The sequence below is a fragment of the Paenibacillus sp. JT22N1 genome, assembly GCF_059692155.1.
The window spans coordinates 125,847-139,725 of record NZ_JCAUAW010000006.1 but is presented as its reverse complement, the minus strand read 5'-3'; the positions used below and the strand labels follow the sequence as shown (position 1 = coordinate 139,725).

The 13,879-nt window shown below is 48.6% G+C and carries 8 protein-coding genes; 6 read left to right on the top strand and 2 right to left on the bottom strand.

Features of this window, described 5'->3' with window-relative positions:
* Positions 1 to 4 precede the first annotated feature (4 nt).
* The 5 genes from AC58UU_RS13660 to AC58UU_RS13640 all read left to right on the top strand — a co-directional run bounded on the left by AC58UU_RS13660 (position 5) and on the right by AC58UU_RS13640 (position 7,529).
* Positions 5 to 1,729 carry a glycoside hydrolase family protein gene (locus AC58UU_RS13660; RefSeq protein WP_497316427.1) on the top strand — a complete coding sequence of 575 codons (1,725 nt, stop codon included), beginning with the start codon at positions 5 to 7 and terminating at the stop codon, positions 1,727 to 1,729.
* Between the two features lie 24 nt (positions 1,730 to 1,753).
* A complete protein-coding gene (locus AC58UU_RS13655; protein ID WP_497316425.1) occupies positions 1,754 to 2,413 on the top strand; it encodes an aspartate/glutamate racemase family protein in 660 nt (219 codons plus the stop codon).
* A gap of 28 nt (positions 2,414 to 2,441) precedes the next feature.
* The gene (locus AC58UU_RS13650) at positions 2,442 to 3,701 is read left to right on the top strand and encodes a ribulose-bisphosphate carboxylase large subunit family protein (protein ID WP_497316423.1); all 1,260 of its coding nucleotides are present in this window, start codon (positions 2,442 to 2,444) and stop codon (positions 3,699 to 3,701) included.
* Positions 3,702 to 3,708: 7 nt separating this feature from the next.
* Complete coding sequence (locus tag AC58UU_RS13645) at positions 3,709 to 5,169, top strand: four-carbon acid sugar kinase family protein (RefSeq protein WP_497316421.1); 1,461 nt, start codon at positions 3,709 to 3,711, stop codon at positions 5,167 to 5,169.
* A 74-nt stretch (positions 5,170 to 5,243) separates the two neighbouring features.
* A complete protein-coding gene (locus tag AC58UU_RS13640) occupies positions 5,244 to 7,529 on the top strand; it encodes a glycoside hydrolase family 95 protein (RefSeq protein ID WP_497316419.1) in 2,286 nt (761 codons plus the stop codon).
* Positions 7,530 to 8,345: 816 nt separating this feature from the next.
* Here AC58UU_RS13640 and AC58UU_RS13635 read toward each other — a convergent pair.
* Together AC58UU_RS13635 and AC58UU_RS13630 are read right to left on the bottom strand one after the other, a co-directional pair.
* Positions 8,346 to 11,018: an alpha-L-rhamnosidase gene (locus tag AC58UU_RS13635; RefSeq protein WP_497316417.1), complete on the bottom strand. Its 2,673-nt coding sequence runs from the start codon at positions 11,016 to 11,018 to the stop codon at positions 8,346 to 8,348.
* 34 nt (positions 11,019 to 11,052) lie between these two features.
* Entirely contained in the window at positions 11,053 to 12,057 is a 1,005-nt protein-coding gene (locus AC58UU_RS13630; protein ID WP_497316415.1) for a glycoside hydrolase family protein, read from the bottom strand.
* A gap of 238 nt (positions 12,058 to 12,295) precedes the next feature.
* On the opposite strand from AC58UU_RS13630, the gene AC58UU_RS13625 reads away from it, so the two are divergent.
* Positions 12,296 to 13,444 carry an iron-containing alcohol dehydrogenase gene (locus AC58UU_RS13625; protein ID WP_497316816.1) on the top strand — a complete coding sequence of 383 codons (1,149 nt, stop codon included), beginning with the start codon at positions 12,296 to 12,298 and terminating at the stop codon, positions 13,442 to 13,444.
* Positions 13,445 to 13,879: the final 435 nt, after the last annotated feature.

The window sequence follows — 13,879 nt, the reverse complement described above, 5'->3', positions numbered from 1 at the left end:
ATAGATGGAAAGACGACTAATTCCCGATACACTGATGCTGGAAGAACGAGCAGGACATGCTATTAATGCAATGGTGGGGATGGCTGACAAAGATCACAATTATGTTCCGTTCTTTAATGCGGATCTGTTACACAAGCCTGCTTTTATGACACATGGGGATTGGGATTACGGCTCTTCGCATGGCAGGATGATCGATGGCTTGATTCTTGCAAGGCATATGTCGGGGGAAACATTCGGTAAAGATGTAGAGGAGCATTACCGTGCTAACTTGCTCTCCTTCTTTAAAGAGGATGGCATGAGCTACCGACAAATTAATCCCTCCCGTAATTGGGAGCCAAACGCTAATCTGATAGATCAACGTGCCGTTATTTTATCTTTGACGACATGGTTTATGGAAACAGGTGACCCGAAAGTAAAGGAAGCAGCAGACCGTCATGTGGCAGCGCTGAAAAGAATTGCTATCAAAGAGCGAGATGTGTGGTACTACCCGGCATCCGAATACAAAGAAACGGGCTGGCCTTCCGCCAATGGTGTGCAGCTGAGGCTCGCTCCAGATCCGGCTGCATTCTGCGGCCGATTAGTCATGCCGCTCTTGAAATATCACGAACTGACAGGGAATCAAGATGCTTTTGAATTGTGTCAGTTTTTCACGGCTCTGATTATAGAGCGCAGCGGCGTTTTTCATCCGGATGGCAGCTTTAACGATTCGTTGGCTTATCGCAGCGGTCATTTCCATACACGTCTTGGCACACTAGATGCGATTGCCCGATTCGGTGCCTTCACGGGCGATGCGGCGATGATCAGTTGGGTGAAGAAGTGCTACGATTGGGCGCTAACCAAGTGTACGTCATTTGGCTGGACGCCCGGAGATTTGCATGAACAAGCTTATGAGCATGAAACTTGCTCCCTTGTGGATCTGATTGCGACAGGAATCACCTTGGCTAAGAGTGGTTACGTGGAGTACTGGGGAACGGTAGAGCGCTTCCTGCGGAACCATTTGACGGAATCACAGCTTCTTGATCTAGATTGGGTTGAACAGACAGATGATAAATCGAATGACATTCCAGCTAACAAATCATTTTACAAAGTGGCCGAGCGTACACGGGGATCTTTTGCCGGCTATTCAGCTCCTAACGATTTCATATGCGATGTGAATGAAGGCCGGGGACATACGAGCGATTTGCAATTATGCTGTCTCGGTTCTGGCACGCGCGGATTGTTCATGGGATGGAGTAACAGCATCACCGAGAAAAATGGGACAATCAGCATCAACTTCCTGCTGAATCGAGGTTCCAAATGGCTTGATGTCAGCAGTTATTTGCCGCATGAAGGCAAAGTCGTTATAGATGTTCATATGGATGTTCAACGACTTCAGATTCGAATTCCGGAATGGGCTGGTTTTACGAAAATTCGCTTCACTCGAGAGCTTCATGGTCAGGTTACAGAAGGAAAAGGAAGCGAGGAGAGCAGATGGGTCAATAAGCATTTCCTACTGCTTGGTCCAGCAATCACCGGGGAAAAAATTACGGTAACATTCCCGCTCAGTTTCCGCAAAACATTGGAAAACGCTGTAGGCCAGACGTTCGAAGCGGAATGGCGCGGAGATGATGTCGTGAATATCACGCCAAAAGGCGAGAAGAAGCCGCTCTACAGCGGGCGTAAAGTATACAATGAGGCACCGATGCGTGAAGGCGATTACCGCAGGCTGAATAAAGAGTTTGTGTGGTAGAGGTTTTATTTTGGAGGAGGAAGAATGATGAAGACTGTTGTAGCTGTCTATACCGGCCAGGGTTTGGCCGACCCGCTAAAAGCGGTGTTTAAGGAATTGCTCCCAGATTGCAGGCTTGTGAATATTATCGATGATAGCCTGATTAGCGATGTGGTGCAAGCAGGGCATGTTCCGCCCGGAGTGGCACGAAGGTTAATCCAGTATTTTCATCATGGAGAAGAAATAGGAGCTGATGTGATCTTGAATACTTGCTCCTCTGTAGGCGAAGTGGTTGATGATGCCCGCCGACTCATCGGTGTGCCTATTGTGAAAATTGATGAATCCATGGCTGCAGCGGCTGTTAGCTATGAACGCATTGCGGTGCTAGCGACCCTGCCATCGACACTTGAGCCTACGATGCGGCTCGTACAGAAGCAAGCTGAGGCAGCTGGCCGACAGGTGACGCTCGTTAACGGACTTGCTGAAGGCGCTTTTGATGCGCTTGTTGGCGGTAAACCTGAAGAACACGACCGCATTTTGTTGGAGACGGCAAAGCGGATTGCAGATAAGGCTGACGTTCTTGTACTCGCACAGGGTTCGATGGCACGCATGGAACAGAAACTCAAAGAAACAACCGGTAAACCGGTGCTTTCTTCTCCTCGAATGGGCGTTGAAGCGGTTAAAGCTTTGTTGGAAAAAGCGTAACAGTATCAAGCATAGGGGGAGAGGCAGGATGAATCAAGAACGTGTTAGAGTTACCTATCTGGTAGAGACGCCATATTCTTTAGAGCGTGCAGCGGCTACGATTGCTGGGGAGCAATCAACGGGCACCTTTACGTCCGTCCCAGGGGAAACGGATGAATTAAAAGCGAAGTTCGGTGCAATAGTCGAACATATTGAACAGCTAGCAGAAGTTGATACACCTTCCTTACCAGGAGCGAAGCCGCCTGCTGGGCATGACGGTAAGTACCGTCAAGGACGCGTAACAGTCTCATTTCCGCTGCATAATTTTGGCCCTTCGATTCCTAACTTGCTATCTGCTGTAGCTGGAAATCTGTATGAGCTCCAGGAACTCTCGGGACTGCGTCTTTTGGATCTGGATCTGCCTGAATCATTTACGACCCGTTATCCCGGACCGAAGTTTGGCATTGCAGGCACAAGAAAGCTGACAGGGGTGCATGATCGACCCATTCTAGGCACAATTATTAAACCCAGTATAGGGTTATCTACGGAACAATTGTCCGAACTAGTGAAGAAGCTTGCTATAGCTGGGATGGATTTTATCAAAGATGATGAGTTGAATGCGAATCCTCCGTGTGCTCCCTTGGAGCAAAAAGTAAAGGCAGTTATGGAAGCCGTCGAACGAGCTGCGGACGCAACCGGAAAGAAGCTGATGTATGCTTTTAATATTACCGGCGACATTGACGAGCTTCGCCGCAATCATGATCTCGTTGTGAAATCAGGTGGTACATGCGTTATGGTCAGCGTATTGAGTGTGGGACTAAGTGGCCTGGCTTACTTGAACCAGTACAGTGAAGTGCCGATTCATGGTCATCGCAATCAGTGGGGGATGCTGACAAGGAGTCCCCTGCTCGGAATAGAATTCACCGCTTATCAGAAGTTATGCCGTCTTGCCGGTGCCGATCATCTTCATGTCAATGGCTTTAACAGTAAGTTCTATGAAAGCAATGAATCCGTACTTCGCTCCATTCAAGCATGCACAATGCCGTTATTAGGCGGGTATCATTCGATGCCTGTCATTTCGTCCATGCAGTGGGCAGGTACAGCTCCTATCACCTATGAAGCTACACGTTCCGTTGATGTGATGCACTTGGCTGGAGGCGGTATGCTGGCACATCCAGATGGTCCAGCAGCAGGCTTTGAGAGCATGAAGCTCGGCTGGGAGGCCGCTGTACAAGGGATTACTCTTGAAAGTTATGCTAAGCAGCATCCACCGCTTCAACGTGCGATAGAGAAATACGGGAAAGGTTGAACCACCTATGGACGCGATGAAGCTATCCGATAATCAGGAACAGGCTCAAGATCAAGGTCAAGGTCAAGATCAAGATCAAGATCAAGATCAAGATCAGATCAAGCGATTGTTATGTTACTACGGAGATGATTTTACCGGGTCAACCGATGTCCTCGAAGCTTTGTTTCAAGCAGGACTGAGAACGATCTTGTTTCTGGAGCCACCAACTCTAGATATGCTGCGGGAGCAATTTCGAGACTTGGACTGTTTTGGCGTGGCGGGTGTGGGACGGTCCTTGTCACCTGATGACATGGAGAGGGAATTGCGCCCGTTGCTTACAACAATGAAGCAAGCCGGAGCGGCTGTAGTGCATTATAAGATTTGCTCCACGTTCGATTCTTCACCTGAAATAGGCAGCATCGGAAAAGCGATGGAGATAGGCCGGGATGTGTTCGGTGGACGTTATGTGCCTTTATTAGTGGGCGTGCCCTATTTACGAAGGTATACACTCTTTGGCAATCATTTTGCGGCAGGAGGAGAGCGTATACACAGGCTCGACCGACACCCCACGATGTCTCAGCATCCAATGACACCGATGGGGGAGGCTGATTTGCGGAAGCATTTGCATAAGCAGACGAAACTGCAATCTTCATTGTTCGATATTTTAGCGCTTGAAGGATACGATGAAGAGGTGCACGGGAAATTAGAGCAATTAATTGAAAACGAACAGCCTGATGTCGTGTTATTCGATGTTCTGGATGAGCCTCGACTTGAAAAAGCGGGGCGTTTGATCTGGCAGGAAGCGAGTAATGGCGAGGGACTGTTTGTAGTCGGCTCATCCGGTGTTGAATATGCGCTCAATGTTTGCTGGAAAGCAGAGGGTATCTTACCATCCGTAGAGCATGATGTAGAAGCAGTTGAATCAGTCGATCGCTTGTTAGTGGTGTCGGGCAGCTGCTCACCGGTTACAGAGAAACAAATTCAGCGTGCTTTGGAAGCAGGATTCATCGGAATTAGGGTTCCTATGAATGAATTGATTCGACCGGAGCTAATGCAGGAAGCGCAGTTGCAATTGAAACAAGAGGCGCGATCGGTGCTGGAGAGTGGTCGAAGCGTGGTGCTGTATACGGCCTCGGGACCACAGGACCAGACGATTGCTCTCATCCGTGAAACGCTTGCTGCACAAGGGTTTAAGGCCGAAGACAGCGGGCGTCTTTTGGGTAAGGCGCTTGGTAAGCTGACCAGAGAATTAGTGGCAGAGACGGGTGTGTCACGCATTCTTATCGCTGGCGGGGATACATCAGGTTATATAACACGTGAGTTGAGTATCTATGCATTAGCCTGTAAAGCGGCGCTTGAGCCTGGTGGACCTTTATGCCGTGCATATTCGAAAGAGCCGCAGTTTGACGATCTGGAGCTTGTGCTGAAAGGCGGACAAGTCGGAGGTGAGAATTTTTTTGAAAAGGTAAGAGTTGGGACGAAATTATAAAATTGTACAGGTCAATGCGGTATGTCGTTCGGGTGTCGTTGGTCGTGCATTGCGTAAATAATTAGGAGGTATTCATGGATAAAATTTGGTATCGGCAGCCGGCTGCCGAATGGAACGAAGCGCTGCCGATCGGAAATGGCAGGCTGGGGGGCATGATTTTTGGCAAGGTTGCTGGCGAAAAGATCCAACTAAACGAGGATTCGGTCTGGTATGGGGGACCGAAGGAACGCGACAATCCGGATGCCCTGCAGCATCTTCAGCAAATCCGGCAGTGGATCGCGGAAGGGCGAATCAACGATGCGGAGCGGCTTGCAGTGATGGCTCTGTCCGGCGTACCGGAAGGGCAGCGCCATTATATGCCGCTCGCCGATCTGACGCTGGCTTTTGCCGGTCACTCTGGAGAGGTCAACGCTTACCAGAGGGAGCTTGATTTAAACACCGGCATTGCATCCGTAACGTATCAGACTGGCGGCATTCGTTATATCCGTGAGATGCTGTCCAGCCACGTCGATCAGGTGTTGACTGTTCGGCTGGAGGCAGACAGACCCGGCTCCTTATCATTGACCGCGCGGCTTAAACGGGGCGAGAAAAACAAGTATGCGGAACAAATAGGAAAACTTTCCGACCGCAGCATTGCGATTCGCGGTAATTGCGGCGGCAGTGGTTCCGAATTCTGTGCCGTGTTATATGCGGAGGCTCAGGGCGGCGCCGTGAGCGTTGTCGGTGAGCATTTGATCGTGGATCGAGCCGACAGCGTGACGCTCTACGTGGCGGCAGCCACCTCATTCCGTTACGACGATCCGGAGGCAGAATGCGTCAGACGAGTGGAGGAAGCGGCAGCGAAAACGTACTCGCGGTTGAAGAACGACCATCAGGAAGACTTCGGACGGTTGTATGACCGAGTTTCATTTAAGTTGGATTCCCTTACTACGGATGAGGGCGAAGATTTACCGACAGACAAGAGGCTGGAGCGTATTCGCGAAGGCGGCGAAGATGCCGGGATTATCCCGCTTTATTTTCAATATGGCCGGTATTTGCTCATATCCAGCAGCCGTCCAGGCTCTTTGCCTGCCAATTTGCAGGGTATTTGGAACGATAAAATTGAGCCGCCGTGGGACAGCAAATATACGATCAATATTAATGCTCAGATGAATTATTGGCCTGCGGAAACATGTAATTTGTCGGAGTGCCACGAGCCGCTGTTCGACCTGCTCGAGCGGATGCGCGAGCGCGGACGGAAGACTGCACAAATCATGTACGGCTGCCGAGGATTTGTTGCGCATCACAATACGGATATTTGGGGCGATACTTCTCCGCAGGACATATACATTCCGGCAACGTACTGGCCGATGGGGGCTGCATGGCTTTGTTTGCACCTGTGGGAGCATTTCGAATTTGGCGGCGACCGCGAATTTTTGCTGAGCGCTTATGAAACGATGAAAGAATCAGCATTGTTTTTCCTTGACTATTTAATAGAAACTCCGGACGGGAAACTGGTGACTTGCCCTTCCGTATCGCCGGAAAATACCTATGTGCTGCCAAGTGGGGAAAGAGGCTGCCTCACAATGGGACCAGCGATGGATAATCAAATCCTGCACGCTTTGTTCACAGGGTGTATTCGGGCGAGCGAATTGTTGGATGCGGATGAAACGCTGCGAGAAGAGTGGACTCTTGTTCGCAGCAGACTTCCGGAGCCGCAGATCGGCCGTTACGGCCAACTACAAGAATGGATCGAGGATTACGAAGAGAAGAAGGCCGGACACCGGCATATTTCTCATCTGTTTGGACTTCATCCCGGCCGCCAAATTACCGTTCGTGAAACACCAGCATTGGCCGAGGCAGCGCGTAAAACGTTGGAACGCAGACTTGCTCACGGAGGCGGGCATACAGGTTGGAGCCGGGCGTGGATCATCAATTTCTGGGCTCGTCTGGAAGACGGAGAGGCCGCTTATGAGAACGTCATGGCTCTGCTATGCAAATCGACGCTGCCGAACCTGCTTGATAACCACCCTCCGTTTCAAATCGATGGCAACTTCGGGGGAACTGCGGGCATCGCCGAAATGCTGCTGCAAAGCCATGCCGGAGAGCTTCACTTGCTGCCGGCGCTGCCATTGGCATGGTCGGACGGAGAAGTGAAGGGACTGAGGGCACGAGGGGGCTTTGAAGTGGATATCAAATGGAGGAGTGGAAAACTCGAAACGGCTGCGGTACGTTCCCGACTCGGCGGTCTTTGCCGTCTTCGAACGAGTGTCGAAGTTCGTATAGTTGGAGCTGAACTCTTGAAAGATTATTCGATATTGGATCAAGTGGTGAGGTTTAACACGGTCCCGGGTATGGTGTATGAGATCGAGTCGGTCTAACTCGTAACCCTATGTAAGTAGAGAAAGAGCTGTCCACCATGTAGTCCATACATCGGTTGAAAGCTCTTTTTTTGTTGTTGAAGGAAGAAATATAACGGTTGAAACTGCACATTTGAAGGGAAATCGACCGAACCATTGTACATGTAGATGCTGGGGAAAGCGGAAGCGCGTCTGTAACGATGTTTTTCAATCTTACAGACGAGATGAGGGCAGAATTGTGCGCTGAGCGAGGGCTGTAAGGTTGTTTTTCATCGTTACAGACGCTAGGGAAAGCGGAAACGCGTCTGTAACGATGTTTTTCAATCTTACAGACGAGAAAAGGGCAGATTTGTGAAATGAGCGAGTCTGTAAGGTTGTTTTTCATCGTTCCAGAGTCTAGGGAAAGCGGAAGCGTGTCTGTAACGATGTTTTTCAATCTTACAGACGAGAAGAGAGCGGATTTGTGCGCTGAGTGAGGCTGTAAGGTTGTTCTTCATCGTTCCAGAGTCTAGGGAAAGCGGAAGCGTGTCTGTAACGATGTTTTTCAATCTTACAGACGAGAAAAGAGCGGATTTGTGAAGTGAGCGAGGGCTGTAAGGTTGTTTTTCATCGTTACAGACGCTAGGGAAAGCGGAAGCGTGTCTGTAACGATGTTTTTCAATCTTACAGACGAGAAGAGAGCGGATTTGTGCGCTGAGTGAGTCTGTAAGGTTGTTTTTCATCGTTGCAGACGCTAGTGAAAGCGGAAGCGCGTCTGTAACGATGTTTTTCAATCTTACAGACGAGAAAAGAGCGGGTTTGTGAAGTGAGCATGTCTGTAAGGTTGTTAGTAAGGTTTTATATTTCGCTGACAAAACAGTATTGTCCCGAAGAAACGCGAAGACCGGCATACCCGGATTCATAGCCGATGATTTCGATGCTCGGGTCATCCGTAATCCTAGATCCGTTGTCTGTAATCTTATCCACGGATAAAGCCGGGACATAGACATCCCCCAAACAGTTTGCAGGAATGACCACGTTTAACGTCAACTGATTATGAGTAGTTCGTTTCCAGTCTACATGCAAACATCCAATTGGCAGCTGATGCTCAGCCTTGACTTCTTCCAAGCCTTGGGGCAATGCCGGTTTAATCGTCACCTTATAGCTTTCAAAGTCAGGGTCATATCGATAATCGATTCCAGCTAAACCGACGTATAACCATTCCTCTAAATGACCAAGCATAAAATGGTTTTGCGATTTGCCAACGGTTGGACCGTCCCACGCTTCCGTCAACGTCGTTGCACCGTGAACGATTTGATAACCGTAGCTTGGGTGATCAGTTTTTCGAGTCATTTCGTAAATGATGTCCGAACGGCCATTCAGCGCGAGTGCAAGAAGCACAGAACGATGCCCGACATCGCCCGCGGTCGTATGATAACCATGTTGACGAATGTCTTCGATCAAATGGGAAAGTACGGTTTCCTTGCAATGATCATCGACAAGTCCCAATGTAAGCGGCATGGCGTTCGAGGTTTGACTTCCTGTAGCATATCTGGATGTTTCCTGGTTGAAAAATACGCCATTAAACGCCGATTTGATCTTTTCCCGCAGGGCTGCGTAGTTGACGGCGTCCTGGCTGTTGTTTAACAAGCTTGCGATTTGTGCAAATATATCTACGATATGGTAAAACATCGCTGTCTCAGTATGAGAGACAGGTGTATTTTGTGCGAACCCGGGTCCATTTTCCCCGACATCATACCAATCACCAAGCCCTCGACTGACGATTAAATGATCGGAGCCTTCAGCCACGTAATCGATGTACGCTTTCATACCCTCATAATGTTCTTTCAAAATCCGCATATTGCCGTACATACGAAATAGGTTCCAGCCTGTCAACACATACGCACCTCCCCACGAAACAGAATCGCGGAAACAGTGCCACTTATCGGAAAACACGACATATTCGGGTGCCGTCGTCGGCACCATCCCGCTGGGCAGTTGGGCATCTCTGATATCTTCCATCGTTTTCGTTAACAAGGGTTCAATCTGATAATTGAATGCTACGGATGGGCCCATCAGATGAATTTGTTCCAACCATCCGAGCTTTTCTCGATGCGGACAATCCGTAAACAGGCTTTTCATGTTGCTAAGAATTGCTTGATTAATAATCTCGTGCGTCCGGTTCAACATAACATCCGAGCTTTCAAACCTTCCTGTAACCCTCGTATCTGGATAGATCATTTGTCCTTCCATGCGGAAAATAACGGGACAGTCTGTTGGGAGCCGCCCGGACGAATCGGTTGGAATCGCACCTTCGATTTGAACATAGCGAAAACCGTAATAGCTGAATCGAGGTGACCAGATTTCCTCTCTATCTCCATTCAGGATGTAGGAAAACCTGTACGGGGAGCCGGTCCATTTTTGATTGGCCGTACCGTCTTCCTTCAACAGTTCTGCTGGGGATAGGGTGATCATGGCACCTTCCTGGCCAACGACGGATATTTTAACCCATCCTGAAAAGTTTTGCCCGAAATCGGCAACGTAAACACCAGGTGTAGGTTGCGATATGTTCACTGGTTGGAATGTCTGCATCACCTTCAAAGGAGAAAGCGCTTGCGATTTCAGCTTTCCAACGGGAGGGTCAACTTCGACTGCGTATCCCCAGGCTTCACGTTCCGTGAAACCGGGCAAATCCCAACCTGCTTGCATACGGCGTGCGTCAAAGTCCTCGCCACCATATATGCATGAAAAAGTGATCGGTCCCGCAGAGGTTTCCCAGTCCTGATTACTGGCAATCGTGACGGTCGTACCATCGGTATGCGTGATTTCGAGCTGGACCAGGCATCTCGGGGTACCGAAGGAACGTTTGAATTTGCTGTAACGGCCTCCCGTCACGTTGAAAAATCCGTTCCCGAGCATAACGCCTACAGCGTTAGCGCCTTGGTTCACTTCGTCGGTCACATCGTAAACGCAGTAAAGACAAGTTTTGTCATAGTTTGTCCACCCGGGCGAAAGCACATGATCACTGACCTTATTCCCGTTTAACCGAAGCTCATATTGTCCCAAACCGCATATGTAAGCTCTTGCTCTTTCCACAGATTTATCTAGGTTGAATTCATATCGGAACAACGGAAGTGCTCTACGCTCCTGCGGCTCTAAGTCAGGATCGCCGATCCAGCGGGCCGCCAAATCGTTCTCGTTTAAAAGTCCCATTTCCCACCACGATACCGGACTTTCCGTCATTTGATCGTTTTGATCCCAAAACTGAAGCTTCCAATAATAGCGTACGCGGGACAGAAGCTGAGAGCCTTCATATAAAACATGCACGTTTTTCCTGCTTGCGATTTTGCCGCTATCCCATACGAAGCGCTGTACACATTCCACATCGGTCGACACCATGATTCGGTAGGCTGTTTGCATTTGCGAGCGAACGAGACTGGATTTGTAGCTCCAGCCGAAAGCAGGGTGTGTGACATCGATCCCGAGAGGGCATTTTTTGCTTTCTACAAACATTTCATCCAGTTGCATCATTTCGGTCTCCTTTTAAACGTCCTCTAATCGGAATTCATTGACGAAAGATATCTTGTGAGGCAGCCACACTGATCGTTCGGAACTCTTTACCGTAATTTTTTGTCGGGTCGCCTTCCTTATAGGGTCTGCAGGAGCAATAGAAGTGATATAGTACGCCATTATGCGTAATGACGGAAGGTTTGTGGGCAAAAATGGAGTCGATGGTTCCCTCTTCTCCAACGCGAATGATCGGATCGGGATATTTGTCCCAGTGTAAAAGATCCTTCGAAAGCGCAATTCCTTCTTGTGCTTGCTTGTAATTATAGCCAAAAAAGTACATGACCCATTGGTCTTTATCCTGTAAAACACAAGGGTCGCTGACAAAACCAGAGTCCCATTTTTCTGGAGAGATACGTAATATGGGGTTTTGTTCGTATCTCTGCCACTCTATCAGGTTATTGGAGAGAGCAACGCCCGTTTGTTCAATCCATTTTCCCTTATTCGTGTTTTTGGCATTATAAAACAAATAGAAAGTGCCTTCATGTTCAATTAGGCATTCCTTGTATAAACCGCCTTTTTCCCAATCCGCACCTGCCTCCGGGGTTAGAATCGGATCAGGGCATCTGTGCCACTCCAGCAACTGTTCATCTTCCGTCCATGCGATTCCGATTTTTGCAGAACCTTCTTCGTACCCGAACTCAGGATAGGCGTGATAGAGCAGCCAGTATTTGTTGTTCCATTTCTTTAGCACTGGAGGAGCATCAATCCGATTTTCTTTCAATATCCATGTACCTGCTATATTTTTTGAATCCCAACCTGAACCTTCATTTCGTCGTAAGATGACACTTAGGTGATCCCAGTTTAATAGGTCTTTGCTTGTGGCCAAGGCTGTTTGATAACCTGTACCGTCAAACCCTACATACATCATGTAAAACTTATCGTTATGCTGAAAGACAAAGGGGCAATCAACGGCACGTTCATCAAAATGACCGGGGATGCCGGATCCGACAAGCACCGGTCTACCTAATTTATAAGGTGTTTCATAGGGCCCAATATTCATCGTTTTCACACTCCTCAACTATAGTTGGAACTTGCGACAGATGTAACCTATTTTTAAGATTACTATCATACCTCTTTCTACTATGGGGGGGATTGAATCCGATATATAGGGCGATTGCATCTTCAAATTACAGCTGCATTGACATCGTCTGTAAGCGGGCGTAGGATGAGGGAAAATTGTGGAAGCTTTGTTCGAAAGGGGGACTAAAGTGAAAGTCGATTATGTATCCAATCCGTACATGTTTCAGACAGCTGGCAGCATTATCGCCGGACGTAACATCATCGCCCAACTGATTCCGCGAATCAAGTTGCTTGGTGAGTTTCGGCATGTAGTGATCGTTACACAGCCTTCCATAGTAGCGTTGGGGGTCATCGAGCAAATCGCCGTCGAGCTAAAGCAAGTGGGTATATCCAGCCGTTGTATAACGGAGGTGAAACCGGAACCGACGGTTGACAATATACGCGTAGTATTCGGTAACATCTCCGCAGAACCTGTAGATTTGCTGATCGGTATTGGTGGAGGAAGCGTTCTTGACGCTACGAAATTGTTTTCTGTTTTGCTGACGAATCCGGTTGACTTACAGAGCTTGATCGGTAACGATCAGGTTTCGCAACCGGGTATTCCAACAGTGCTTGTGCCGACGACTTCAGGCACCGGCTCTGAAGTGACACCCAATGCGATTGTAACCGTTCCAGAAGAAGAGTTGAAGGTTGGTGTAATCAGCAGACACTTGCTGCCCAAGCTGGTCATTATCGACCCTGTTTTGACAGTAAGCCTGCCACAGCCGATCACGGCTGCAACAGGAATGGATGCGTTTACGCATGCCTTGGAATCGTATATATCCAATAAGGCCAACCCGCTAAGCGACATGTTTGCCTTGGAATCGATACGCTTGATTGCAGACAGCTTGGTTCATGCGTATCATACCGGCTCGGATCTGGAGGCGAGGGAGAAGATGCTGCTCGGGTCGATGTACGGCGGTATGGCGTTGAGTGCGGCTGGTACAGCAGCCGTGCATGCCCTCGCGTATCCGCTCGGAGGAAAGTTCAACATTTCGCATGGAGTCGCAAACTCGATGCTGCTTCCGCATGTTATGGCCTATAATATGGATGCCATATCAGGGCGGCTCGGAAACGTTGCCAAAGCCATGGGGTTGCAGGTGGAAAAAAGGGGAAGAAAGGACTCCTCCGATCTAGTGATCGAGCAAATTTTCGAGTGGACTTCAGACATGCATATCCCGCAAAATTTGCGAGAATTCGGCATTACGGAACGGGATGTGGATGATCTGTCGGACGCCGCATCAAAGGTCACCAGGCTATTAAATAATAATCCGAAGCCGATGGACTTGGAATCGATCAAGTCTGTTTATAGGAAACTATTCCCCTGAAGTACGGGGGGAGTGTATATCTGGAATTTCTCCCGCTAATTTCATTATCCTTGAAATCACCAGAAACGGTTGTTTTGTTGGTGAGCGGATGAGCTATCGTTCTGTAAATAAGAGCTTCCAGGGACTTCTATTTCTTCAACATTAGATCGAGTTCTTCAAATAGCAGTCTCCAAAGACTGTTATTAGTTTGATTTTCACCGAAATTAAGGAGAAAACTGAAGAATAACAGCTTCCAGGGACTCCTATTTCCAATAAGAGCGATAAAAATGGTAAATTAACAGCCTCCAAAGACTCTTATTCAAAAATGCCCTTCACCGTAAATGCTTACGAAGTAAGATTTGCTAAAGCAAAACTCTAAGGAGGAAATCACAATAGAAAGTCGCTGTCATTGCAGATGACCTTACTCATTCTACCATCCGATCCAAATAAGGAGAG